Genomic DNA, 25,841 nt, shown 5'->3' on the forward strand with positions numbered 1-25,841 from the left:
CGCGGTAGCGATCTGCTAAAGCCGCGCACATGGACCGCTCCCCGCTCGCTCGCCCCTTCCCCGCCCTGCCCGCGATCGCCGGGGTCACACCGCGTGTCGCGCGCGCCGGGTACAAGCCGTGGGAGCGCAACGACCTCACCTTCATCACGCTCGATCCGGGCACGACGGTCGCGGGCGTGCTGACGCAAAGCAAATGCCCCTCGCCCGAAGTCGAATGGTGCCGCGCCGCGCTGATCCTCGGCGAAGCGCGCGCGGTCGTCGTCAATGCGGGCAACGCGAATGCCTTCACCGGCGGGCGCGGGCGCGCCGCGGTCGAGGCGATCGCCGCCAAGGTGGCGGGGGCGCTCGCGTGCCGGCCATCGGATGTGTTCGTCTCCTCGACCGGGGTAATCGGCGTGCCGCTGCCGATCGACAAGGCCGAGGCCGGGCTCGACGCGGCGTTCGCGGCTGCCCCCTGTTCGTGGGAAGACGCCACCAACACGATCGGCACGACCGACACCTTCGCCAAGGGTGCGATGACGACCGCCGTCCTTGGCGGGCGTACGGTCACGCTGGTCGGGATCATCAAGGGCTCGGGAATGATCGCACCCGACATGGCGACGATGCTCGGCTATATCTTCACCGACGCCGCGGTCTCGGCGGAATTCCTCCAGGTCACGCTCGGCGAAGCCAATCGCGCGACCTTCTCGTGCATCACGGTCGACAGCGACACCTCGACCAGCGACAGCGTGCTCGCCTTCGCGACCGGCAAGGCAGGCAACCCGCCCCTGACCGGCGCCGAGGACGACGGTGCCGGCGCGTTTCGCGCGGCGCTCGGCGACCTGTGCCGCCAGCTCGCGCATCTGGTGGTGCGCGACGGCGAAGGCGCGACCAAGTTCATCGAAGTCGCGGTGACCGGCGCGGAAAGCGACCGCAGCGCGCACCGCATCGCGCTCAGCATCGCCAACTCGCCGCTCGTCAAGACCGCGATCGCGGGCGAGGATGCGAACTGGGGCCGCGTCGTGATGGCGGTCGGCAAGGCGGGCGAACCCGCCGAGCGCGACCTGCTCGCGATCCGCTTCGGTGATACGCAAGTGGCGCGCGAGGGGCTGGCGGTGACGGGCTATGACGAGACGCCGGTTGCTGCGCATCTCAAGGGCCAGGACATCGAGATCGGGGTTGATCTGGGGCTCGGCGACGGTGTGGCGACGATGTGGACGTGCGACCTGACGCACGGGTATATTTCGATCAACGCGGATTATCGGAGCTGAACGCAAACACGTCTATCTTAACCGCTTCCCCGGCGAAGGCCGGGGCCCAGTAACGGAGGTTTCTCCAACTGGGCGCAGCGCTCAATCATCGACGTCTCGCTGCTGGGCCCCGGCTTTCGCCGGGGAAGCGCAACAGTAGGGCGCAATTAGAAAAGGCCCCCGGATCACTAAACCCGGAGGCCAATCACCTTAAGCCAGCTCACCCTCGAGCCACGACTTCAACTTGCTCTTCGGCTCAGCCCCGACCTTGGTCGCAGCCGGCTGCCCGTTCTTGAACAGGATCATCGTCGGAATCCCGCGCACGCCATACTTGCCCGGCGCATCGGGGTTCTCGTCGATATTAAGCTTGGCGATCGTCACCTGCTCACCCAGTTCCTCGGAAATCTCTTCGAGGCTCGGCCCGATCATCTTGCACGGGCCGCACCATTCCGCCCAGAAATCGACCAGCACCGCGCCCTGCGCATTGGTGACGTCGGCATCCCAGCTTGCGTCGGTGATTTTCTTGGTCGGCATGTCTGTCTCCTTGTGTTGGGCTGAACGTAAGGTCGCCGCCCTCGCACCTCAAGCGCACGAAGCCTAGCTTTGCTCCGCGCTCGCAAAGCCGGGCTTGTGCGTGGCGAGCGCCTCGGGCGACAGCAGGTACAGCGTCGGCCCGCTGGTATAGAGCAGCGCCGCCTCCACCGCCCGCCCCGGGAAGATCACCCGCAGCGCCGCGGCATAGGCCGCCATCTGCTTGATATGATAGGGCGGGATCTCGGCATCGCTGCCGGGCACGCTGCGCCCGGTCTTGAAATCGACGATCCGGATCCGCTCGGGCTCGACCAGCAGGCGATCGACCTTCCCCGACACGACGAACCCGTCGGGCAGCACCGCCGCGATCGGTGCCTCGGCGAGCGACCGCTCCCCGAACGCCTCGGCAAAGCGCGGATCGTCGAGCACCGTCAACACCGGGTCGGCAATCGCCGCGCGCACCGCAGGATCGGCCACCGCCCCGCTCCGCTCGAGCCAGCGATCCGCCGCCACCGCGCGCTCCTCGGGTGCGACCGGCGGCAACCGTTCGAACAACGCGTGGATCAGCCGCCCGCGCTCGGCGGCATCGCGCATCGCAGGCGTCGGCGGCGCATCCGACACCACGTCATCGCCCAGCGACGATGGCGCGAGCGGGCGCGGCGGACGCGATTCGACCGGCGCGTCGCGTAGCGCCCAGTCCGGCACCGTCACGGGCTCGCGCCCCTCGCCGTTCTTCGCCCGCACCAGCGGCACCGGCTTTTGCGGCGCATGGCCGATGAAATCGCGCGGCGCGGTCTCGGCGGGCAACCCGAGCGCGGTCATCGCGCGGTCGGCGGCGGCGTACCAGCTTGCCTCAGGCGCGACGCCCTTCGCGCTCGGCCCGACCGATCCGGCAATCACCAGCCGTTCCTCGGCGCGCGTCGCGGCGACGTAGAACAGCCGCCAATGCTCCTCCAGATCGCGCGCGGCAGCGTCGTCGACCAGCTCGGCGAGCGGCCCAGTGGCCTCGCCCTTGCGCGGACGGATGATCGGGATCGCCGCCGCCATGTCGCCCGCGGTCCATTTGAGCGTCGAGCGCGGCGAGCGCGTCGGGTCGACCGCCGCATCCGCGAGGATCACCAGCGGGGCCTGCAACCCCTTCGCGCCATGCGCGGTCATCACGCGGACCGAATCATGCGGCGTTGACGGATCGCGCTTGATCTCCACCTCGCCGCGATCGAACCAGTCGAGGAAGCGTTGCAGCGACGGCGTGCCGAGCGATTCGAAATCGAGTGCTGCGCTGAGCAATTCCTCGATCGGATCGCGCGCTTCCTGCCCCAGCCGCCGGAGCAACTTGCGCCGCCCGCCGAGCGGCCCGGACAGCAGTTCCTCAAGGAACTGATAGGGCGTCGCGAAATCGGCGCGATCGAGCATCCCATAGACCGGTGCGAGATCGACGCGCGGCAGCGTCTTGCTGATATGCCGCCACAGGCTGACAGCGCGCTTGGGCGCGGCATGCATCAACTGGTCCTGGCTCCACCCGATCAGCGGCGAGACCAGCAGCGACGCCAGCGACAGATCGTCCTCGGGCTGGAGCACGAAGCGGATCGCGGAGAGCAGATCCTGCACCGACAACGGCGCGTTGAGCCGCAACCGGTCGACCCCCGCGACGGGCACGCCCTCCGCATACAGCCGCGCGACGATCAGCGACGCGAGGTCGCCGCGCCGCTTGACGAGGATCATGATGTCCTCGGGCTGGAGCGTGCGCCCCTTGCTCTCGAGCATCAGCGTGCCGACCCAGCCCTTGATCGTCCGCGCGATCTGCCCGGCGAGCGCGCGGGTCGCGTCGCCGATCCAGCCCTCTTCGTCCTCGTCGCCAGCGCCTGCGATCACCAGCGGCCACAGGCTGACCGTCCCCGGCCCCGGGACTTCGCTCGCGTGCCGCTCGCGGTCCGCGATCAGCCCCATGCCGGGCTCGGGCAGCAGTTCGAGCGCGGAATCGACGAATTCGAGCACCGGCCGGGTCGAGCGGAACGATTGCGTCAGCGACAGCCGATGCCACGGCCGCGCGCGCATCTCACCGGTCCGCCCGCGTTCGGCGCTGTCCGAATCCCACGCGGCTTCCGCCAGCCGCCCGAAACTCAGTTCCGCCGCACCGAAATAGCGCGGGTCGGTGCCCTGGAAGCCGAAGATCGCCTGTTTGAAATCGCCGACCGTGAACAAGGTGCGGACGCGCTCGCCGTGGCTGCCGTCGCCCGCGAAGAATTCCTCGGCGAGTGCGCGGATGATCGCCCATTGCTCGGGGTTGGTGTCCTGCGCCTCGTCGATCAGCACATGCTCGGTCGCCTGGTCGAGCTTGTAGCGGACCCACTCGCCCATGCCGGGCTGTTGCAGCAACGCGATCGTCGCGCGGATCAGATCGTCGAAATCGACCGCGCCGAGCCGGTGTTTCGCGCGGTCATAAGTCGCGGCGTAATCCCGCCCGACCATCAGCGCATCGGCGAGCAGATCGGCATAAGCCGCACGCTCGCGCAAGCCCAGCAGCGTCGCGCACGCCTCGCCGACCTCGATCGCGATGCCGGCATAGTCCTCGTCCGCCGCGATCAGCTTTGGCGAATATTTGCGCGGTTCGCGCTTGGCGGTGAACGGCACGCCGATCAAATCGCCGAGCATCCGCACGCGCATCTCGGGCGTCGCCTCAACCCAGCATTCGGCGATGTCGGCATGGTTGCCGCCGGTCGCGGTGCCCCAGGCGCGGTTGGCCGCTGCCAGCCGTGCGACGCTGTCGACGTCGAACTCGCTATCGTCGCACGCCTCGCACAGCACCGCCTCGATATCGCCGGTCGGCAAGTCGAGCGCGCGGCGGATGAAGGGCTGTACGCCATCGCCCATCGGCAGTTCCGCCATCGCGGCGGGCGCACGTGCGCAGGCGAGCAGATAGCGTTCCGCCTCGCCCTCGCCCAGCCGCAGGCTCAGCGCGCCGACGGTGGTGATCGGTTTCTCGCGCCCCTCGGTCTCGGCGGCGACGAGCATCTCGGCGAGCGCATCGCGCGCCATCACCGCTTCCTCGCGCGCCTCGATCGGGCGGAAGCCGGGGACGAGCCCCGCCTCAACCGGGACGCCCGACAACAGGCTCTGGCAGAACCCGTGGATCGTCTGGATCCGGATCCCGCCGCCGGGGGAATCGAGCACGCGCGCGAACAGCGTCCGCGCACGCTGCTTGAGCTCGGGCGACGGGTCTTCGCCGAGCGCATGGAGATCGCGTGCGAGATCGGGCTCGGCCATCCGCACCCACGCCGCAAGCCGCTCGCCGATCCGCCCCGCCATTTCGGCCGCGCCCGCCTTGGTGAAGGTCAGGCACAGGATCGCCGCCGGATCGACCCCGCGCAGCAGCAAGCGATAGACGCGCGCGGTGAGCACCTGCGTCTTGCCGGTACCCGCCGAGGCGGACAACCAGACGTGCCCGCCGGGATCACTCGCGCGGGCTTGGGCGTCCTTGAGGATCGGGAGCGGGCGGTGGCCCTTGGGTTCGCTCATCGGGCGTGGCTCCCCGCCATAGCGCTGCGCTTCCCCGCTCGCCTTACTCGCTTCCCCGGCGAAGGCCGGGGCCCAGGAGCGAGCGGGTCGTTGGAGAGCGCAGCATTGCCAAACCTCGGCCACCGCGACTGGGCCCCGGCCTCCGCCGGGGAAGAGAACTGGAAAAAGCTACTCACGCCCATACCATTCATCCCGGCGCATCAACTGATCATACTCCGCAAACGGCGCATAATCCGGGTGCAGCTTTGCCTCGAACCCGCGCATCCCCGTCAGCCATTCCCCCGCCGCATCGCTGAAGTGCCGCGCGGCGAGAGTCACGAAATCCTCGGGCAGCACCTTGTCGAGCTTGCCCGCCGGATCGACCGGGGACGAGACCTTGCCGAACGCATCGCCATTCTTGGTCAGCGACCAATATTCGAACCCGCGCGCGATCCCCGCGATATCCTCAAACCCTCCGCGCTCCGCGATCAGCCCAAGCAGCCCGAGCTGCAGACTGAACCCCTCGCGCACCGCCGCCGCCGAGGGGGCCTTGCCGGTCTTGTAATCGATGATCGCGAGCGTCCCGTCCGGGTTGCGGTCGATCCGGTCGAACTTGCCGGTCAGCGTGACACCCGCGATCGCGACCTTGCCCGACTGCTCGACCGCGAGCACGCTCCGCCCCGCATCCGCCTGCTTGCCCATTTCCGCGACGATCCAGTTGATCGCCTCCATCAGCCGCGGTCGCCACAAAGCGCGCTGCATCGGATGCGCGCCGTCGAACATCGCGAGCGCGCGGCCATGCAGCGTATCGAGCGCGCACGCATCCTCGCGCGCCCATTGCTCGAGGATCGCGTGGACCGCGGTGCCGCGCCACGCGGCACTCGGATCGGCATCGACCGGATCGAGCGGCACCAGCCCGAGGATGCGCTTGGCGTAAAAAGCGTAAGGGTCGGCCTTGAGCCGGTCGACGTCGGTCACCGCGATCGTCGTCGGGCGACGCTCGGCGGGGGGCACCGGCACCGGGCGCGTCGCGGGCTCATGCGCGCGCGGATCGTCGAGCGCGCGCGCCCAGCCCTCCAGCGCGGCAGCCCGCTCGAACCGCTCGCCCGCCAGCGCCTGCAACCGCAGCCAGAAGCGCGAGGCGATCGCCGGTTGCGTGCCCCCGCGCCGCGCGCGCGTGATCAGCGCGGCCGGGGCGCCCAACGCCTGCGCAAGATCATGCGCCGCCATCCCGACACCACGATCGAGCCCCGGAAGCCCCAGTTCGATCCGGATCCGCGGCGCAAGCCACGGGTCCGGCGCGGGCAGGCCCGGCCAAGTCCCCTCGTTGAGCCCGCCAAGAATCATCACGTCGGCGGTCTGCAACCGCGCCTCGATCAATCCATAGATCGCGATACGTGGGTGCCCGCCCTGCTGCGCGCGCACTGCGACTTCTTCCATCAGCGTCGCGAGCAACGGCGCAAGGCTGGCCGGGTCGACCATCGCAGGACCCTCGCCCGCATGATCCTCGATCCCGCGGAGCAATTCCGCGGCAGCACGACCGTTGGGGCCAGCCCAGAGCGCATCGCCGCACAGCGTCTGCGCCGTCTCGCGCAACCCCGCAACGAGCGCCGCCAGCGGAGCCGCGCGCGCGAACAACGGTTCGAGTGGCTCCAGCAAAGCCCGCGCCTCGGGCCACCACGCGGTCGCATCACCAGCGCGCCGTGCCTGTCGTAGATGTGCGTCGATCCCGGCCAGCCCCGCCGCTGGACGCGGCCCGCGCAGAACGCGGTCGAGCGACCGCACCCCGTCGAGCCACGCCGTCCGCGCCGGCCCCGAGCGTACCAGCGGATGCTTGAGCAACGTCAGCAAGGCGAGCGGCGCGAACCGCTGGGTTGCCGCCTCCGCGAGCGCGGTCAGCAATGTCCCCGGCGGCAGGATCGACAACGGTCGCCCGGCCGAATCGTCCACGATGATGTTCCACCGCTTGCAATGCGCCGCCACGCGCCGCGCGAGCCCGCGATCGGGCGTCACCAGTGCAGCGGTGCGGCCCGGCATCTCGACCACTTCGCGCAAGGCGAGCGCAATCGCCTGCGCCTCCTCCCCCGGCGTCGCGAGTTCGGCGGCGGTGATCCCGCTCAAGCGCCGCTGCTCGGCGGGGAGCGACGTCCATTTGGCCGTCGCCTCCGCCGCCGCCAGCGCATTCGCCACTGCCTTGCCGCGCGCGACCGTCGCGTCGTGATCGCTGCCGTCACGCCACTGGCGGACTTCGGTGCGGTTGACGCTCATCCGCTCGAGCAGGAGCTTGAGATGGAATTGCGGGTGCGTCTCGATCGATCGGCGCGTGCTGCCGCTCTCGGGGTCGAACCGGTGCGGCCCGAGCGCCTGCCACTCGGTCTCGTCCATCCCGATCGCAAGATCCGCCATCACGACCATTCCGCGCGGGCTGTCCGCGACGCAGCGCAACAGCCGCGCCACCGCAGGCGCGCTGTCGGTGATCCCTGCCGCGCAGACGAACCCCGCGGGCGGTGTCGCATCCCACCGCTCCGCCAGCCGCCGCAGCAACCGCGCGCGCCGGTCCGCCAGGTCGATCCGCCCGATCCGCGCGAGTTCGCCCGGCCAGCGGTCGAGCACGATCTCGAACAGCGCGAGCGCGCGTTCCCAATGCGCCGACATTGCTTCGTTGAGCTCGATCTGCCGCAACCGGATCGGCGCGACGTCCTCGACCAGCAACTGATCGAGCGTCCGCGCGAGATCGCCCGCCAGCCGCACCGCTTCCGCCGCATCGATCGGCTGTCCGCCACGCTGGCGTTCCTCGCCGATCAGCCGCGCGAGGATCATCCGCCGTTCGAGCGGCCCGACCGCAGGCGGGATCGGCTCCGCGCTATCCGCCGGATCGAGCGCCGCGCCGACGCCTTCGTCGAGCGCCGGATCGCCGATCGCGACCATCCGCGGGAGCAGCAAGCCGTTGTCGCTCGCGCGGACGAACGCCTCCGTCAGCGCGCGCTTGGCGCGATTGTTGGGGAGCAGCACCAACCCGCGCGCGAGCCCGAGATCATCGCCCTTGGCATCTGGCCCGAACTGCCGGATAAGCCCCGCCGCCAACGCATCGGCAAACGCGCGGTGCGCGGGGATCGTGAAGACTGTTGGCCGGACGGGCTCAGCCATCCGCGAGCATGACCTCGGTCTTGCCGACCGCCGCCGGCGTGCCGACGTCGAACCACAGGCCCTGATGCACCAGCCCGTAAGCGCGCCCCGCCGCGATCGCGCGTTCCCAGAACAGCATCGTCGAGAACGGCCCCTCGGGCCAGTCCGCGATCACGCGCGGCGACAGGATCTGGACGCCGGTATAAACGAAGGGCGCGAGCTTGCCCGGCTGACGCCGCCCGATGATCTTGCCGTCGGCGGCCAGCCGGAAGTCGCCCTGCCCGGCATGATGATTGGCGCGCGCGAGCGGCACCATCAGCAGCAGCGCGTCCATCTTCTCGTCGTCCCACCGCGCGGCGAGCATCCGGATCGCGTCGCTCGGGCCATCGACCCAAAGATTGTCGCTGTTGACGACGAGGAACGGATCGCTGCCGATCAGGTCGCGCGCCTGGACGATCCCGCCGCCCGTCTCCATCAACTGCTTGCGTTCGTCGGAGACGACCACGTCGATCCCCGACACGCGGTTGCGCAGATGCGCCTCGAGCGTGTCGGCGAGGTAATGGACGTTGACCACTGCACGCTCGATCCCACCCGCGCGAAGCCGGTCGAACACATGGTCGATCAGCGCACGCCCGTTGACCACCACCAGCGGCTTGGGTCGTGTCGCGGTGAGCGGGCGCATCCGCTTGCCCAGCCCCGCCGCCATCACCATCGCGGTCTTGGGGACGACCCCGCCCGGATCGGGGCGGATGTGCAGCGTGCGCTTGGGGTCGATCACGCCGACAGCTCCATCGGGTTGCCACGCAATTCGGGCGGGATCGTGGCGTCGAACCATTCCTTGACCGGCGCAAGCGCGGGATGCGCAAGATCGCGATCGAGATACGCCCACACCCGCGGACACAGAGCGGCGTAGCGCGGCTTGCCGTCGCGCTGCCACAGCCGCGTGAAGATTCCGACGATCTTGGCGTTCCGCTGCGCGCCGAGCACGGCATAAGCGGTATCGAAATCCTCGCCAGCGTCGGTCGCGGCGCGGTAATGCGCGAGCATCTCGGTCTCGACCGTTTCCGCGACATCGCGGCGAGCATCCTGCAGCAGCGACACGAGATCATAGGCCGGATGCCCCGCCAGCGCGTCCTGGAAATCGAGCAGGCCGAGCGCATCGCCGTCGCCCAGCAGCATCAGATTCTCGGCATGATAATCGCGCAGCACCGTCACCATCGTGCCGTGGAGCGTCGTGCCCAGCACCGCATCCCACGCCAGGTCATACGCCGCCTGGTCGGGCGTGACGCCGATCGCGGGGCAATACCATTCGGTCATCAGGTTCGCCTCGCGGTGGAGCACCGCCAGATCGTAGCGCGGCACGGGGGCTGCTTCCTCGCGCTGCAACCGGACCAGCGTATCGATCGCCGAGCGGTACAGCCCCGCTTCGCGCGCGGGGTCCGCATCGATCGTTTCGCGCATCCGTACGTCCCCGAAATCCTCGAGCAGCACCAGCCCCGTCGCCAGATCGGTCGCATGGATCGCGGGCGCGGCAAACCCCCGTTCGATCAGCCAGCGCGCTATGTCGATGAACGGCTGCGGATCTTCCTCGGGCGGCGGCGCATCCATCAGGATCGCGCTGCGATCCCCCGCGCGCACACGAAAATATCGCCGGAACGACGCATCGCCCGCAACCGGATCGATCGTCGCGTCGGACCAGCCGTGCGCCGCGAGGAATGCCGCGGCGGCGGCGGGTGGGGTCATATCTGCTGCCATCGCTCTCTCCAGCCCGGCGGGACGGCGGCTGTCAAGCGACGCTGCCCGTCTTCTTCGATCGCCAGCGTCAGCATCAGCGCATCGGGCCAGTAACCGGGCGCGCGTTCGGGCCATTCGATCAGCAGCAGCGAATCGCTTTCGGCTTCGTCCAGACCCAGTTCGGCAATCTCGTCCGCGTCGTCGATCCGGTAGAGATCGACGTGCAACACCGGAAAGCGCACCTCGGGCGGCGCATAGGGCTGGACGATCGCGAAGCTCGGCGACGGTGCTTCGCCCACCAGCCCAAGCGCCGCGAGCAACCCGCGCGCAATGCTCGTCTTGCCCGCGCCGAGCGGCCCTTCCAGCGTGATGACATCGCCGGGTCGGGCAAGGCCCGCCAGCCGCGCGCCCAGCGCCTCGGTCGCGGCGGGATCGGCAAGGATCATCTCAATATCCCGTCAGCAGCATGTCGAGCGCGTTCATGATCGCATCCTGTTGATCCGCAAGCGACGTGACGTGCTCGCCAAGATGGCGCGTCTCGATCGCCGATGCATATTGCGTGAGCATGACGACGGCATTCCCCTCGACCTGGAACACCGGATTGAGACGTGCCGCGTAGTGCGGGAAACTGTCCCGCAGGAACAGCGGCGCCGTCAGCCGGGTATTGAGGCCGGAGAGAGAGTCCGTCTGGCAATCGAGCAGATAGCCCTGCCCCGGCGCGCCGCGATACACATCGAACCGCGCCATCAAAACGGACGATATTTGGCAAGCGGCAACCCGTGTTCGGCAACGTAGGCGTTGGATGCCTCCAGCGCCGCGCGATTGTCCTCCTGCCACCGGCGCTTCCGCTCGGCACTGACCGCGTCGCTCAAGCCCTGTTCGCAAGCGCGCGATACGTTGATGCCGAGTTCCTTCGCCGACGCGACGAGCTGCTCGTCCAGCGTCACATTGGTCGGCCGACGAAATGCGGTCCGATCCTCCCGAACACGTCCCATCGCTTCCTCCCGATATGCGCAGAACCTATGCGCATAGATCTGCCGCCGCAAGTCAGCGTCGTGGCAGGCGCACCGTGATGACCGTCCCTCGACCAGGTTCGGACATCAGCTCGATTTCCCCGCCATGCGCCTCGACGAATTGCCGTGCAAGCGGCAGCCCCAGCCCGAGCGCCCGCTCGCCGTTGCGGGTGATCCCAGGCTGGCCGAACCGATCGAACGCGCGTTCGACCATTTGTCGGGTCATTCCGATCCCGTCGTCCGAGACGATCAGGCGGACCGCCGCCGCCGTGCCGTCGACTCGCAGCACGATCCGCCCGCCCTCGCGCGTCCCTGCGATCGCGTGACGCAACAAATGCTCGATCATCTGCTGGAGCCGGCGAGCATCGCCCAGGACGTGCCCGGTCGATGGCTGCAGGTCCGCCACGAAATCGAGTTTGCGCTTTGCCGCCAGCGGCGAAACGGACGCCGCCGCCGCCTGCGCCGTCACAACCAGATCGACGTCGCGCTTGTCGAGCGTAACCGTGCCGCCTTCCGCCTGGGTCAGATCGAGAACTTCGTCGACGAGCATTCCCAGCCGGTCGACCGATTCGAGAATCGCCTCGACATAGCCTTCCGCGGCCTTGCTCAGCGCGCCCGCATAGCCTTCGTTGAGCATTTCCGCGAACCCGCTGATCGAGGTGAGCGGCGTCCGCAGCTCATAGCTCATCGTCGCGACGAACGCGGTCTTGACGCGATCGGCAGCCTCCAGCGCCTCGTTGCGGTCGCGCAGCGCGCGTTCGATCCGGCGGCTGTCGGAGATGTCGAGCATCGTGAACAGCCCGTTGCCGTCCGGCAGTGGCACCGCGGCAAATTCGTAATGGCGACCGTCGGCGAAGGCGACGCGTCCGGCCCGTTGCTGACGCTCCACCGTCGCGGCCCGCACGAGATCGCCGATCAAACTGGCGCGCGCGGGGTTGGCGAGCTGCTTCGCCGCAGCCTCCGCAAGCACGTCGACACGCGGGTGCGTCGCAAGGAACGCCTCCTCGAAGCCCCACAGCGTCCGAAACTTGTTGTTCCACAGTTGCAGCCGCCCATCCGCGGCGAACACCCCCAGCGCTTCGTACAGATTGTCGAACGTCGCGGTGCGGACCCGCAGCAGCGTATCGCGCGCGCTGGCGAGCTGGACCTGTTCGGTCCGATCCTCGAAGATCAACAGCAATCCGCCATCGGGCAAAGGCTGTGCAACCACGCGGAGATGGACCCCGCCCGGCAGATGCCATTCCTCCTCGATCGCGCCGTCCGCTGCGAGAAACCATTCGCGCCGCTCGTTCTTCCATCCCGGAAAGTCGCGCACCTCGGGCAAGCGCGACGCCTCGCGCATCCGTTCCAGCACACGGTCGAACTCGGGACGATCGGCGAGCCATTCGGGCTTCATCGCGAAGATCCGCCGAAACGGCTGGTTGCAGAACACCAGCGCCCGATCGGGCCCGAACTGCACCACTGCCGCCGAGACGCGATCGAGCATCGCGCGTTGCGCATCGTCGAACCGCTTGAGCTGCGCGCGCGCCTGCTCGAGATCCTCGATATCGATCGCGAACCCTGCGACTCCGCCCGCCGACAGCGGCGCGTCGTATACGCGCAGCATCCGCCGTTCGCCGCGGATCGTCGCGGGCAGCGTCTGTGTCTGGATCGCCTTCGCGTCGCGCGCCATCACCGCGCTCGCCAGCGGGCCACCGACGCCGGACCCCTCGACCAGTTCCAGCCCGCGCTCGACGACGTCCTGCGGCGAAGCCCCTTCGACCGCATCGACATAATGCGAGTTGACCATTGCCAACCGAAGATCCGCACCGCGGTACCACATCGGCATTGGCGCCGCCTGGATGATGCCGCTCAATTCATCATAGTGCGTCGTCGCTTCGTCGACCGCCGCGCGCAGTTGCGCGATCTCGGCTTCGCTGTCGGTTGCGTCGAACACCCACACGATCACTCCGCCCGGAACGCGCACGTCGCGCGCCGCGCGGCTGCCGCGGATCATCAGCGCCCGCGACGATCCCATCGCCCGCACCGCAAGCGAGAACGCTCGACCCGATTTCTGCGCGGCGGTGACTTCCGCGGCCAGCGCGGTGAAATCCTCGGGCGACAACCCTGCGTCGGGGACCGCGAGGTCGTTGAGATAGCGCGGCGGCGTGGCCAGGCCGAACCAGTCGGCGAGACGTTCGGAACAATCGACTCGGCCATCCGCCCGGACGATCATCGCCAAGGCCGGTGCAGATGCGAGCGTTGCGGACAGGCGCGCATTCTCCGCAAACGTCGCGGAAGCCTCACGCCGTGCGCGCAGGCCGCCGTACAGGATCACCGAAGCGCCCGTCAGCAGAACCGCCAACCCTACCCCGCTCAGCAGCAGCGAACTCTGCACCAGACCGATCATTCCAACCCTTTGCGACGGCGCATCGTCCGTACCCCCGCTCCCCGCAGCGCTACCACTGGTACCACCACGTTGACAGAGCGTGCGACCGATCCATCGCAGAGATCAACAAAAAAGGCGGCGAGCCAATGCTCGCCGCCTTTCCTGCACACCGTTTGTCGCAGTGAAATCAGTAGCGGTAGTGATCCGGCTTGAACGGACCCTCGACCGGCACGCCGATGTAATCGGCCTGCTTCTTGGTCAGCTGGGTCATCTTCACGCCAAGCTTCTCGAGGTGAAGCGCCGCGACCTTCTCGTCGAGGTGCTTCGGCAGGACGTAGACGTCGTTCTTGTACTGCTCGGGGTTGGTGAACAGTTCGATCTGCGCCAGCGTCTGGTTGGTGAAGCTTGCCGACATCACGAACGACGGATGGCCGGTCGCGTTGCCGAGGTTCACCAGACGGCCCTTGGACAGGATGATGATCTGCTTGCCGTCGTCGAACTCGACGAGATCGACCTGCGGCTTCACTTCGGTCCACTTGTAGTTCGACAGCGCCGAGATCTGGATCTCGGAGTCGAAGTGGCCGATATTGCAGACGATCGCCATGTTCTTCATGCCGCGCATGTGGTCGGCGGTGATGACGTCGGCGTTGCCGGTCGCGGTCACGAAGATGTCGGCGCGGGTGACGGCCTCTTCCATCGTCACGACCTCGAAGCCCTCCATTGCCGCCTGCAGTGCGCAGATCGGATCGACTTCGGTGACGAGCACGCGTGCGCCGCCGTTGCGGAGCGACTGGGCCGAACCCTTGCCGACGTCACCGAAGCCGGCAACCGTGGCGACCTTGCCCGCGAGCATCACGTCGGTGCCGCGACGGATTGCGTCGACCAGCGATTCCTTGCAGCCGTACAGGTTGTCGAACTTCGACTTGGTCACGCTGTCGTTGACGTTGATCGCGGGGAACGGCAGCTCGCCCTTCTTGGCGATCGCATACAGGCGGTGAACGCCGGTCGTGGTCTCTTCCGACACGCCCTTGATGTTCTTGACGGTCTCGGTGAGGTAGCCGGGCTTCTTCGCGATGAACGCCTTGACGGCGCGCTGCATCTCGACTTCTTCCTCATTCTCGGGCTCGCCGAACGAATGGCCGGCTTCGAGTTTGGCGCCCCACAAAGCGAACATCGTCGCGTCGCCGCCGTCGTCGAGGATCATGTTGCAGGTCTGGCCGTCGCCATTGTCCCAGTCGAAGATGTTGCCGACATAGTCCCAATAGTCCGCAAGGCTCTCGCCCTTGATCGCGAACACCGGCACGCCCGACGCTGCGATCGCGGCAGCGGCATGGTCCTGCGTCGAATAGATGTTGCACGTCGCCCAGCGGACGTCGGCACCGAGCGCGGTCAGCGTCTCGATGAGAACCGCGGTCTGGATCGTCATGTGGAGCGAACCGGTGATGCGCGCGCCCTTGAGCGGCTTGGTTGTGCCGAATTCCTCGCGCAGCGCCATCAGGCCGGGCATCTCGGTCTCGGCGATGTTGATTTCCGCGCGGCCGAAATCGGCGAGGGTAATGTCTGCGACGACATAGTCGGTCGGCTTGTCGAGAACGGTGGCCACGGGGCTTCTCCGGAAAAGTTGATGCCGCGCCTTTAGTCGCGAATGCCGCCCGGATCAAATATAAAGATGTCTTTATATGACGGTCCGTCAGCGGACATCCGTGGCATCCGGCAAGCGTCCATTCGTAATCGGATGCGACCCGTCATGCATTCCCGGCACCACTCACCAGCAATCGCGAATCGATCCCCGCGGCGCTGAATGCACTCTCCCAACGAAGATCGGCGTCTGTGTCATATAGAAGCTCGAGATCGGCAGGCGTGCTGAACCAGCCGTGCCGCGTCATCTCCGAATCCACTTGCCCCGGCCCCCATCCAGCGTAGCCGAGCGCGACGATCCAGCGTGACGGCCCGGTCCCCGTGGCGATCGCGCGGAGCACGTCGGTCGTGCCGGACAACGCCCAGCGGTTCGCGACGCTGACCGTATCCTGGCCGCCCCAATCCTGGCTGTGCACCACGAAGCCGCGCTGCGGCTCGACTGGACCACCAATGTGCACCGGCGCATCGGGCGCCACGCCGGGATCGATATCAAGCTGGGCGAGCACGGTATGCAGACCGACGCCCGGAATCGTGTCGCCGATGCCGATCCCAAGCGCGCCTTCCGCATCGTGCGCGCACATCGCGATGATCGCACGGTCGAAGCGCGGATCGCCGATGCCGGGCATCGCCAGTAGGAACTGGCCGGTAAGATATGTCGTCGACTCCATCATCCCGCATCATAGGCGCGCGAACCAAGCCTCGCCACGCTTGAAATTTGGCCGTGGCTGGCCGACGTAGCGCTACGCTGCTCCCCCAATTCCGTGTCGGAGCGGCGGCATCAGGAGATTCCCCATGACGATCAACGTCGGCGACCGCGTCCCTACCACCATGCTCACCAAGGTCACGCCCGATGGCCCGGATCAGGTCAGCTCGGACGATTTCTTCAAGGGCCGCAAGGTCGCGCTCGTCGCGGTCCCTGGTGCTTTCACGCCGACCTGCTCGGCGCGCCACCTCCCCGGCTTCGTCGACAAGGCGGCCGACCTGAAGGCCAAGGGCATCAACGAGATCGCTTTCACCTCGGTCAACGACGCGTTCGTGATGGGCGCATGGGGCAAGGCTAGCGACGCGGGCGACATCACGATGCTGGCGGACGGCAATGCAGAGTTCGCCAAGGCAGTCGGCCTGACCTTCGACGGATCGAAGTTCGGCATGGGTGAGCGTAGCCAGCGCTATTCGATGCTCGTCAATGACGGCGTCGTCGAGCAGCTCAACGTCGAAGCCCCCGGCGAATTCAAGGTTTCGTCGGCAGAACATCTGTTGAGCGAAATCTAACGCACGACGAAACGAGTGCGGCGACGGAACCAGCCGTCGTCGCACTTCGTTTCCTTCCCGTAACACGTCGTTATGCGAAGGGAGATCATCATGACGGATACGATCAAGCAGGCCACCGACACCGCACAGGATCTTGGCAACAAGGCTGCGAGCGAAGTGAAGAAAGTGGTCGACCCCTCGATTCTCACGCAAGCGCAGGAGGCAGTCACCGACGCCTTCAACGCGACCGTCGAAGCCGTGAAGGAACATCCGGTCGCGGCGGCGGCGATTGCAACCGGTGCGGCGGCCGCGGTGGCCGGCACGGTCTATGGCGTCAAGAAGCTCCGCGAAGGCGAAGACGTCATTCCGGCGCTCAAGAAGTAATGCGATTGGGCACGCGCCACCGTGGTGCGTGCCCCTATTCCTGCCCGGTCTTGCGCGTGTAACGATACCGCATTAGCCGCTGTGCATGACGCAAGCATCCGACATCGTCGCCGAACTCGATCGTCTCTATCGCGCTTCGGTCGAGCGGCTCCAGGCCGCGCTCACGACCTATATCACCACCAGCCAGCCCCCCGCCCCCGAGAGTCGGAAGGATGGCAGTTTCGCTTATCCCGAAATCCGGCTGCAGTATCGCGGCGGCGAGGATCGACCCGTTCCCGCGCGCTCGTTCGGACGCCTCGTCAGCGAGGGCGCCTATGCGATCAGCGTTACCAAGCCCGCGATCTTCGCCGACTATCTGACCGAACAGCTTACGTTGCTGATCGAGGATTACGACGTCACGGTCGAGGCGGTTCCGGGGCGGCAGGAAATACCGTTCCCCTATGTGATCGATCCGGGCCACGCGCTCAGCCTCGATGCGGTCTCGGCAGTCGATCTGTCGCGACACTTCCCCGCGACCGAACTCGCGCACATCGGCGACGAGATCGCGGACGGCCGTTACGCCGTTCTCAACGGCGGGCCACGTCCGCTCGCTTTGTTCGATGGTCTGCGCACGGACTTCTCGCTCGCGCGGCTGCGGCACTATACGGGCACGCAGCCAGAGCATGTCCAGCGCTACGTGCTGTTCACCAACTACCACCGCTATGTCGACGAATTCGTCCGCTGGGCGTGCGCGCAACTCGAACCGCAGGCGGACGGCACGCCGAGCCGCTACGTCGGCGTCTCGGGCGCAGGCGGCGTGATGATGCGCGCAGGCGACGATGTCGAGGCGATGCTCGCCGACACAAGCGCATGGCGGCGGCACCAGATGCCCGCCTATCACCTGATGGCGGAGGACGGCACCGGGATCACGCTGGTCAACATCGGCGTCGGCCCCTCCAACGCCAAGACGATCTGCGACCATCTCGCGGTGTTGCGCCCAGAGGCATGGCTAATGATCGGCCATTGCGGCGGGCTCCGCCCGAGCCAGCGGATCGGCGACTATGTGTTGGCGCATGCGTATCTGCGCGACGACCACATCCTCGACGACGTGCTCCCGCCCGAGATCCCGGTTCCAGCGATCGCCGAGGTCCAGCTCGCGCTCGCGCGTGCTGCCGAAACGGTCTCGGGCCAGACCGGCGACGAGCTCAAGCGCCGCTTGCGCACGGGCACGATCGTGACGACCGACGACCGCAATTGGGAACTGCAGTATTCCCGCTCCGCTCTGCGCTTTTCGTTGTCTCGAGCGGTCGGAATCGACATGGAATCGGCAACGATTGCGGCACAAGGCTACCGTTTCCGCGTCCCCTACGGGACGTTGCTCTGCGTGTCGGACAAGCCGCTGCATGGCGAGCTCAAGCTCCCCGGCCAAGCCAACCGCTTCTACGAACGCGCGATCAGCGAGCATATGCGGATCGGAATCGAAGCGTGCGAGGAACTGCGCCGAGAAGGCAACAAACTCCATTCGCGCAAATTGCGTGCATTCAATGAGCCGCCATTCCGGTAAGGCACGGAAACCGGCGCCGCGTCACGCGTTGAGGTCGCTACCAATTCAAGGATGATACGATGGCCATGCCACCGAAAAAGCCGACCGATACCGATACGGAAACCGAAGCGACCGCCTTGCCGAAGCCGCCCAAGCCGCCAAAACCGGAAAAACCCGCTCGGGAAAAGGCAGCGACCGCAGGCAAAGCGCCTGCGCCCCGCAAGCCCGCCAAGCCGCGCAGCGCCGCGTCCGGACGCCCGATCAATCCCGGCAAGCCTATCGTCAAGCCCACCGCCCCGGCGCCCCACCCCGTTCCTACCGGAAAGCGCTGGGGTGCAGCCGCAGTCGTCGGTGGGATCGCCGCTGTCGGCGCTACCGTCGCCGCGCTGCTCGCGCTGCGTGGAAGCACGCCGGACACTGCCAAACCCAACCGCGGCAAGCGCGCGCATCAGGCAGACGGCAAGAATTCAAGTGCTTCGTTCGAAGCCGGCATCGCCGATGAGGGGACGATCCCGGAGTAAGCAAGCGACGAAGGCGTTGCCGGTCGGCGGAGCGGATTGCGTTTGGCAAGAAAAGCGGATTGAAGCGAGCGGGGCACTCATGGCCCGCACGCTTCCGGAGTACAGGCGATCGCGTCGTCGAAGATCATCAGCCGTCGCTGGCTCCCGCTCAACGCTTTGCGCGCCTTCGATGCGGTGGGCCAACGCATGAGTTTCACCGCGGGCGCGCAAGCGCTCGAGGTTTCTCAGAGTGCGGTCAGCCGGCACGTCATCAGCCTCGAGGAAGCGCTTGGACAGAAACTGTTCGATCGTTCCGGTCAGCGCCTCGTCCTGACCGCGGCCGGCGCGGCACTGCTGCCGGAAGTCCGCCGCGCGTTCGATCTGCTGGAGCAGACGATGGCAGCGGTCAGCCAGGATCCGCAGAATGGCCGACCGATCCGTATCCACATCCCGCCGTCGCTGTTGCAGCAAGTCGTCATGCCGATGCTCCGCACGTTCCACCAGACCCATCCGAATGTCCGGATCGATGTGTCCAGCGCGCCAGTAACGGGATTGCCAAATACCGAGACCGACATGGCGATCGTGTTCGACCGGCCCAACATCGACGATCGCATTACCGATCTGTTGTGGTTGGTCCGCGTCGCTCCGGTCTGTTCTCCCGCGCTGGCGGAACGCCATGCCGGCAAGTCGATCGAAGATTTCCTGTCCGACAATGACTTGCTTCACGTTACGCTGGAAGGCGAGGAACGCGGACTCCTGTGGAGCACCTTTGCGCGAGCGACCAGTGTCGCGATCGACACGAACCGTGGCCACGCATTTGATACGCTGTCGCTCGCAGTGCATTACGCGATGCAATCCGGGGGTGTCGCACTCGCCGATCTGGCAATGTTCGCCCCCGAAATTGCTGGGGGCCAACTGGTCGTTCCCTATGATGCGGCAATTGACGACGGCTTCGGCTATTACCTCAAACTACGCCCCGACGACCTTGCCGATCCGACGATCAGCCTCGTCCGTAGCTGGCTAATCGCCCAATTCGCCGCCCGCCAGTAGTTGCTCTGGATCAGGCCGATAATTCCCCCGGAACCATGAAACGATAAAGCGACGGCGCGTTCTGCCTTCAAGGGTTAGAATTGCGAAGGATACGCAGCTGGAACACATCGCCGAACCGATCGCGCTTGCCGCTACGATGATCGACCGCTCTGGAATGCTCCCGCCTGCTGGACCCTATGGTCGCCAAAGCCGCTACCGGCGCAGCGCGGCATGAATATCGCGCATATCGCAACCCGCATCGCCGAAGCGCTGCGGACGGACGACCTTATCTTCCTCGCTGACGACGACCAGCAAGCCGAGGCAATCACCTGTGCGCTGGAGGCGATCACGGCGCGATCACGGGTCTTCTTCTTGCCGTCCAGCGATACGTTACCCGGCGATATTGCGCCTGCGTCTCCGGCGAACGCCGGGCGGCGGGTCGCGACGCTGCACGCGCTGCGTCTCGCTCAGGCAAAGGCCGAACGCGTCCGAATAGCGCTGATCCTCAGTGGGGAGGCCGCCGCTCGACGATACCCTTCCCCCGCATCGTTCGATCGCGCGCCGCCCGCGTTGCGGACTGGCGACGCAATCGATCTGGAAGCCTTCGCACCGATGGTCGAGGAACTCGGCTATGTCGCGGACGACCGCGTCGACGAACCGGGCGAGGTTGCGGTGCGTGGAGAGGTAGTCGACATTTTCCCCGCCGATGCGACCCGTCCCGCTCGCATCGACGTAGTAGAGGGTCGCATCTCCGCGATCCGCTGTTTCGATCCCGCGTCGCAGCGCACCCTGGATACGCTCGAGACGCTGGAAATCGGCCGTGCGTCGGAACCTCCGATGACGGACCCGGTGGCCATTCTCGATCATCTCGTCCCCGGTAAGATCGCGTTATCAGCCAAAGCCGATCAGCGCCGCCTGCGCTTTCTTCAATTGGCGAGCGACGTCGCCAATCGCGGGACCGGCAAGGTCGATGCGATCGAAGACAAGCAATGGCAGCGCGCGCTGCAGGGTTGGGAGACGACCGATCTCGGCGGTGCGGCAGCCGAAGTTCCGCGCTTTGCCGAGGTCAAGGCGCCACTTGCAAAGCTGGTCCGGTTTGCGAAGCCATTGCTTGCCGACCATGCGCTGGTATTGGCCGGAAGCCGCCGTGACCTGCGTTTCCTCCGCGGTCGAGTTGCGAAAAGGCTCGACGTAACCTTCTCCACGGTGCCGGATTGGGAGGCCCTCCGCGATCTTCCCGCAGGCCAGGCCGCCATTGTTGAAATGCCCGTCGATGCTGGGTTCGTCGACGACAAGATGCTCGTGATCGCCGCATCGGATCTGCTTGGCAGTCGCGCCCTGCTCGGTGACGTCCAGCCGGAGGTTGCTAACCCGCTCGCCGGGACCACCGAAGTGCGCGTCGGCGATGTTGTGGTGCACGAGGATCATGGCATCGGTTGCGTGCTCGGTCTCCAGCCAGCACCGGGCGCGGAAACCACTTCAGGCGAAATGATCGCCCTCGAATACGCCGGGGGGGCGCGGCGATTGGTCGAGATCGACGACGCCGATCGCATCTGGCGTTATGGTGCGGATGCCGACGCAGTCACGCTCGACAAACTCGACGGCTCCTCGTGGCAGAAACGCCGCGGCGACATCGACGCCGCGATCGCGGAAAGCGCGCGTGGCCTGACCGAACTGGCGAAGGCGCGCGAGACGCTCGAGGCGCCAGTGCTCGCCCCCGACCCGGCGGCATATGAGCGCTTCGCCAACGGATTTGCATTCAACGAAACCGCTGATCAGGCGCGCGCGATCCACGCGGTCCGCGATGATCTTGCGCGCGGGCGACCGATGGATCGCCTCGTCGTGGGCGACGTCGGGTACGGCAAGACCGAGGTTGCAATGCGGGCGGCAGGGATCGCGGCACTTGCCGGCTATCAGGTCGTCATCGCCGCGCCGACGACGGTACTGGTCCGCCAGCATCTCGACAGCTTCCGACGAAGGTTCGAAGCCGCCGGGATCAAGGTTGCCGGGTTGTCACGGCTGTCGAGCGCGGCGGACAAGAAGGCGACCAAGGCAGGCCTTGCCGACGGATCGATCCGGATCGTGATCGGGACTGGCGCGGTGATGGCCAAGGGGGTTCGCTATGCCAATCTCGGTCTGGTCATTATCGACGAGGAACAGCGCTTCGGTGCCGCGGACAAGGCGCGGCTGCGCGGATCGGGGAACGTGCACCTGCTGACGCTCAGCGCGACGCCAATCCCCCGAACGCTGCAGATGGCGTTGGTCGGGTTGCAGCAGATATCAATCATCGCAACACCGCCCGCGCGTCGCCAACCGACCCGGACCAGCCTGGATCAATATGACGAAGCGCGGGTTCGGACGGCCCTGTTGCGCGAAAAGGGGCGCGGTGGGCAAAGCTTCGTCGTCGTCCCGCGGATCGAGGACATGGCTGGCGTGGGAGCGAAGCTGCGCCGAGCTGTTCCGGACCTGACGATCGTCGAAGCGCACGGAAAGATGCCCGCTTCGGAGATCGACGACGTCATGGTCGCTTTTTCGGACGGCGAAGGCGACGTCTTGCTCGCGACCAATATCATCGAGGCAGGGCTGGACGTGCCGCGTGCAAACACGATGATCGTCTGGCGCGCGGATCGGTTCGGACTGGCGCAAATGCACCAGCTGCGCGGGCGCGTAGGCCGTGGAAACCGGCGCGGCCAAGTCATTCTGCTGACGGACTCGGAGGATGCCATTGCCGACCGAACGATCAAGCGGTTGCGGACGCTCGCGACGTTCGACCGGCTGGGCGCCGGGTTCGATATCAGCGCGCAGGATCTCGATATGCGCGGTGCCGGCGACCTGCTTGGGGAAACTCAGGCGGGGCACACCAAGCTGATCGGGATCGATCTGTACCAGCATCTGCTTGGTGGTGCATTGCGGCAGGCGCGTGGCGAGGACGTCGAACGCTGGACTCCCGAACTGAATCTGGGCGCGGGCGGCGGTCTCCCCGCCGACTGGATACCGGAAGAGGACGTGCGCTTATCGCTGTACATCCGGCTCAGTCGCGTGACGGACGATGCAGCACTCGATGCGTTAGAGGACGAACTGGTCGATCGCTTCGGCGCCCTGCCGGACGATGCTGCCGCGCTGCTCATGCGTGCCCGGGTTCGATTGCTCGCGCGATCGGCACGGGTGGAGCGCATCGATGCGGGGGCTGCGGCGATCGCCCTGACGCCACGCCGCGATTTCGACGCGGACGTCGCAGACGCCGGGCTCACCGAGAAGAACGGTCGGTATCTGCTCGCAGAACCTACCGACGATGCGGCTCGAACCGCCAGGGTTCAGGCGCTACTGGAGGAATTGGTCGGCTGACACGGCTTTACGTCCCTTCCGCCACAACCCCCTACCCTCAGGAATCAAAAACGCCCCCCGGCACGGATGCCGGGGGGCGTTTCTTCGGATGGTTACGAGATCCGTCGACCCAGTTCCTTGTTGACGCCCAGCGCGATCAGCGTGGCAAGCGCGCCCGACAGCAGATACCCACCGGCGGCGATCAAGCCGAAGTTGCTCGCGAGGAGCAGACCGACCAGCGGTGCGAACCCGGCGCCGACCAGCCATGCCAGATCCGACGTGAGCGCAGCACCCGTGTAGCGGCGCGTGCTGCCGAAGTTTGCCGCGACCGCACCCGACGACTGACCGAACGCCACACCAAGCAGCGCGAAGCCGACGAGCACGAACGTTAACTCGCCGGTGTATCCAGCGCTGAGCAACTGCGGCGCGAAGCCGCTGAATGCCGCGATTCCGGCAGCCGTGACGCCCAACAGGTAGCGACGACCGACCCGATCCGCGATCAGGCCCGACGCGATCACGCCGATCACGCCGACGATACCGCCGAAAATCTCGATCGACAGGAAACGCTCGGGGCTCTGGTCGGTAAAGAGGTGGACCCACGACAGCGGGAACACCGTGACCATGTGGAACAGTGCAAAGCTCGCAAGCGGCGCGAACGCGCCGATGATGATGTTGCGCCAGTCGCTCTTGATCGTCTCCAAGACGTGCGACGGCTCCAGCTCACGGCTTTCGAACATCGCGGCATAATGCGGCGTCGAAACCATGCGAAGCCGCGCGAACAATGCCACCACGTTGATCGCGAACGCCACGAAGAACGGATAGCGCCAGCCCCAATCGAGGAAGTCCGCCGGCGACAAGGTGCTCAGGAAGAACGCGAACAAAGCGCTTGCCACGATGAGACCGAGCGGCGCGCCAAGCTGCGGGATCATCGCATACCAGCCGCGCTTGTTCTCGGGTGCGTTGAGCGCGAGCAGCGATGCAAGGCCATCCCATGCCCCGCCGAGCGCGATCCCCTGGCCGATTCGGAACAGCGCGAGCAGGACGATCGCCCAGGCGCCGATCGTCTCGTAACCCGGCAGGAACGCGACCGCCGCGGTCGACCCGCCGAGCAGGAACAAGGCGATTGTCAGCTTCGTTCCACGTCCGAGCACCTGATCGACCGAGAGGAAGATCAGCGAACCGATCGGGCGGGCAATGAACGCCAGCGCGAAGATGCCGAACGAGTAAAGCGTGCCCGTCAACCGATCCACGAACGGAAAGATCAGCGCCGGGAACACCAGCACCGATGCGATCGCGTAAACGAAAAAGTCGAAGAATTCGGACGTGCGGCCAATGACCACGCCGATCGCTATTTCGTTCGGGTCGACATGGCCATCGCCATGCGCGTGGCGCGCGTTGATCGCACGTGCATCACGCTCGGCGTTATGGGATGCAGTTTGTACAGTCATCGTTGGCGTTTTCCTGGACCGGGAACGATCGGTCATTGGTGCAATCATTACGGGCGGTATGCCGCATAACATGACCCAATGGGATTGGACAAAATGTCCAATGTCGCACCGCAGCATCTGTGTATAGCGCGCCGGTATGTCCTCCCTCCGTCACACCCCGATTCTCCGCCGCCCGATTCGCAAATTGGCTGCCGCTGGCATGCTCGCGATGCTGCTGGGGGGTTGCAACATGGTCGTCATGAACCCCGCCGGCGACATCGCCCTGCAACAACGCGACCTCGTCGTTTTCTCGACCGCGCTGATGCTGGTGATCGTGCTGCCCGTCATCGGTCTGATCTGCTTGTTCTCCTGGAAATACCGGGCGAGCAACGAGACGACCGATTACGATCCCGACTGGGATCACTCGTCGCAGCTCGAGTTGCTGATCTGGGCGGCACCGCTGCTGATCGTCATCTGCCTCGGCGCGGTGACCTGGACCGCGACCCATCTGCTCGACCCCTATCGTCCGATCGGGCGCGTTGCGGCGGGCAAGCCGCTGGTAGCCAACGTCAAGCCGCTCGAGGTCGAAGTGATCGCGCTCGATTGGAAGTGGATGTTCGTCTATCCCCAATACGGCTTCGCAACCGTCAACGAGCTCGCGGCGCCGGTCGACCGGCCGATCCATTTCCGTCTGACATCGTCGTCGGTCATGAACGCCTTCTACATCCCGACGCTCGCCGGCATGATCTACGCGATGCCGTCGATGGAAACGCAGCTCAACGCAGTCATCAACAAGCCCGGCAATTACGAGGGCTTTTCGTCCAACTATTCGGGCGCGGGCTTCTCGGACATGAAGTTCCGTTTCCACGGAATGACCGAAGGCGACTTCAACGCCTGGGTTGCCCGGAACAAAGCGGCGGGTGGAAATCTGACCCGCGCTGACTATCTCAAGCTCGAAAAGCCGTCGGAGAAGGTTCCGGTGATGCGCTTCGCCAACGTCGATCCGACGATCTACAGTGCCGTCGTCAACCAGTGCATCCGCCCCGGTACGACGTGCATGAGCGACATGATGAAGAAGGATATGCAGGACAGCGCGGCGATGGAAGGCATGCCCAACAGCGGCAACGCTGAAGGCAAACGCTCTTCGTCCCCGCTGACAACGCGCAGCGCCGGACAGGCACCGCCGAAAAGCCCGTCCGACGTACCGCAACGCGGACCTTCGACTCCCGAAGAGTCCAACACGCCCAAGCAGCGCCCCCTCTAAATGGCC

General features: G+C 66.4%; 20 protein-coding genes. 8 read left to right on the plus strand and 12 right to left on the minus strand.

Features of this window, described 5'->3' with window-relative positions; genetic code table 11:
- Positions 1-29 precede the first annotated feature (29 nt).
- A complete protein-coding gene (gene argJ / locus QBJ92_RS04445; RefSeq protein ID WP_277968483.1) occupies positions 30-1,250 on the plus strand; it encodes a bifunctional glutamate N-acetyltransferase/amino-acid acetyltransferase ArgJ in 1,221 nt (406 codons plus the stop codon).
- 189 nt (positions 1,251-1,439) lie between these two features.
- On the opposite strand, the gene trxA is transcribed toward argJ, so the two are convergent.
- The 11 genes from trxA to QBJ92_RS04500 all read right to left on the minus strand — a co-directional run bounded on the left by trxA (position 1,440) and on the right by QBJ92_RS04500 (position 15,802).
- On the minus strand, positions 1,440-1,763 hold the full coding sequence (trxA, locus tag QBJ92_RS04450; protein WP_277968484.1) for a thioredoxin TrxA: 324 nt from the start codon (positions 1,761-1,763) through the stop codon (positions 1,440-1,442).
- A gap of 63 nt (positions 1,764-1,826) precedes the next feature.
- Entirely contained in the window at positions 1,827-5,276 is a 3,450-nt protein-coding gene (gene addA / locus QBJ92_RS04455) for a double-strand break repair helicase AddA (RefSeq protein WP_277968485.1), read from the minus strand.
- Between the two features lie 168 nt (positions 5,277-5,444).
- Positions 5,445-8,402, minus strand: a complete 2,958-nt coding sequence (addB, locus tag QBJ92_RS04460) for a double-strand break repair protein AddB (protein WP_277968486.1) — start codon at positions 8,400-8,402, stop codon at positions 5,445-5,447.
- Positions 8,395-9,159 (minus strand): nucleotidyltransferase family protein, encoded by a 765-nt coding sequence (locus QBJ92_RS04465; RefSeq protein WP_277968487.1) that lies wholly within the window; start codon positions 9,157-9,159, stop codon positions 8,395-8,397. The genes addB and QBJ92_RS04465 overlap by 8 nt, the downstream gene beginning before the upstream one ends.
- Positions 9,156-10,124: an aminoglycoside phosphotransferase family protein gene (locus QBJ92_RS04470; protein WP_277968615.1), complete on the minus strand. Its 969-nt coding sequence runs from the start codon at positions 10,122-10,124 to the stop codon at positions 9,156-9,158. Before QBJ92_RS04470 ends, QBJ92_RS04465 begins: the two co-directional genes overlap by 4 nt.
- Positions 10,121-10,561: a tRNA (adenosine(37)-N6)-threonylcarbamoyltransferase complex ATPase subunit type 1 TsaE gene (tsaE, locus tag QBJ92_RS04475; RefSeq protein WP_277968488.1), complete on the minus strand. Its 441-nt coding sequence runs from the start codon at positions 10,559-10,561 to the stop codon at positions 10,121-10,123. The genes QBJ92_RS04470 and tsaE overlap by 4 nt, the downstream gene beginning before the upstream one ends.
- A gap of 1 nt (position 10,562) precedes the next feature.
- On the minus strand, positions 10,563-10,862 hold the full coding sequence (locus QBJ92_RS04480; protein ID WP_277968489.1) for a CcdB family protein: 300 nt from the start codon (positions 10,860-10,862) through the stop codon (positions 10,563-10,565).
- On the minus strand, positions 10,862-11,110 hold the full coding sequence (locus tag QBJ92_RS04485; RefSeq protein ID WP_277968490.1) for a type II toxin-antitoxin system CcdA family antitoxin: 249 nt from the start codon (positions 11,108-11,110) through the stop codon (positions 10,862-10,864). The genes QBJ92_RS04480 and QBJ92_RS04485 overlap by 1 nt, the downstream gene beginning before the upstream one ends.
- Before the next feature lie 52 nt (positions 11,111-11,162).
- Complete coding sequence (locus tag QBJ92_RS04490; RefSeq protein ID WP_277968491.1) at positions 11,163-13,517, minus strand: sensor histidine kinase; 2,355 nt, start codon at positions 13,515-13,517, stop codon at positions 11,163-11,165.
- Positions 13,518-13,683: 166 nt separating this feature from the next.
- The gene (gene ahcY, locus QBJ92_RS04495) at positions 13,684-15,099 is read right to left on the minus strand and encodes an adenosylhomocysteinase (protein ID WP_277968492.1); all 1,416 of its coding nucleotides are present in this window, start codon (positions 15,097-15,099) and stop codon (positions 13,684-13,686) included.
- Positions 15,100-15,241: 142 nt separating this feature from the next.
- Positions 15,242-15,802, minus strand: coding sequence for a YqgE/AlgH family protein (locus tag QBJ92_RS04500; RefSeq protein WP_277968493.1), 561 nt, complete (start codon positions 15,800-15,802; stop codon positions 15,242-15,244).
- Between the two features lie 124 nt (positions 15,803-15,926).
- Between QBJ92_RS04500 and QBJ92_RS04505 the strand changes: the two genes are divergently transcribed.
- The 6 genes from QBJ92_RS04505 (at position 15,927) to QBJ92_RS04530 (ending at position 23,165) form a co-directional block, all read left to right on the plus strand.
- Positions 15,927-16,406: a peroxiredoxin gene (locus QBJ92_RS04505; protein WP_277968494.1), complete on the plus strand. Its 480-nt coding sequence runs from the start codon at positions 15,927-15,929 to the stop codon at positions 16,404-16,406.
- Positions 16,407-16,496: 90 nt separating this feature from the next.
- Positions 16,497-16,769: a hypothetical protein gene (locus QBJ92_RS04510; RefSeq protein WP_277968495.1), complete on the plus strand. Its 273-nt coding sequence runs from the start codon at positions 16,497-16,499 to the stop codon at positions 16,767-16,769.
- Positions 16,770-16,854: 85 nt separating this feature from the next.
- Positions 16,855-18,312, plus strand: a complete 1,458-nt coding sequence (locus tag QBJ92_RS04515) for an AMP nucleosidase (protein WP_277968496.1) — start codon at positions 16,855-16,857, stop codon at positions 18,310-18,312.
- 59 nt (positions 18,313-18,371) lie between these two features.
- Positions 18,372-18,812, plus strand: a complete 441-nt coding sequence (locus QBJ92_RS04520; RefSeq protein WP_277968497.1) for a hypothetical protein — start codon at positions 18,372-18,374, stop codon at positions 18,810-18,812.
- A 186-nt stretch (positions 18,813-18,998) separates the two neighbouring features.
- Positions 18,999-19,841, plus strand: a complete 843-nt coding sequence (locus QBJ92_RS04525; protein WP_277968498.1) for a LysR substrate-binding domain-containing protein — start codon at positions 18,999-19,001, stop codon at positions 19,839-19,841.
- A gap of 210 nt (positions 19,842-20,051) precedes the next feature.
- Positions 20,052-23,165: a helicase-related protein gene (locus QBJ92_RS04530; RefSeq protein WP_277968499.1), complete on the plus strand. Its 3,114-nt coding sequence runs from the start codon at positions 20,052-20,054 to the stop codon at positions 23,163-23,165.
- Positions 23,166-23,257: 92 nt separating this feature from the next.
- On the opposite strand, the gene QBJ92_RS04535 is transcribed toward QBJ92_RS04530, so the two are convergent.
- Complete coding sequence (locus QBJ92_RS04535; RefSeq protein WP_277968500.1) at positions 23,258-24,592, minus strand: MFS transporter; 1,335 nt, start codon at positions 24,590-24,592, stop codon at positions 23,258-23,260.
- 184 nt (positions 24,593-24,776) lie between these two features.
- Between QBJ92_RS04535 and cyoA the strand changes: the two genes are divergently transcribed.
- Complete coding sequence (gene cyoA, locus QBJ92_RS04540) at positions 24,777-25,835, plus strand: ubiquinol oxidase subunit II (protein ID WP_277968501.1); 1,059 nt, start codon at positions 24,777-24,779, stop codon at positions 25,833-25,835.
- The last annotated feature ends 6 nt before the right edge of the window (positions 25,836-25,841 follow it).

Origin of the sequence: Sphingomonas echinoides (assembly GCF_029623395.1) — a bacterium.
GTDB lineage: Bacteria > Pseudomonadota > Alphaproteobacteria > Sphingomonadales > Sphingomonadaceae > Sphingomonas > Sphingomonas echinoides_A.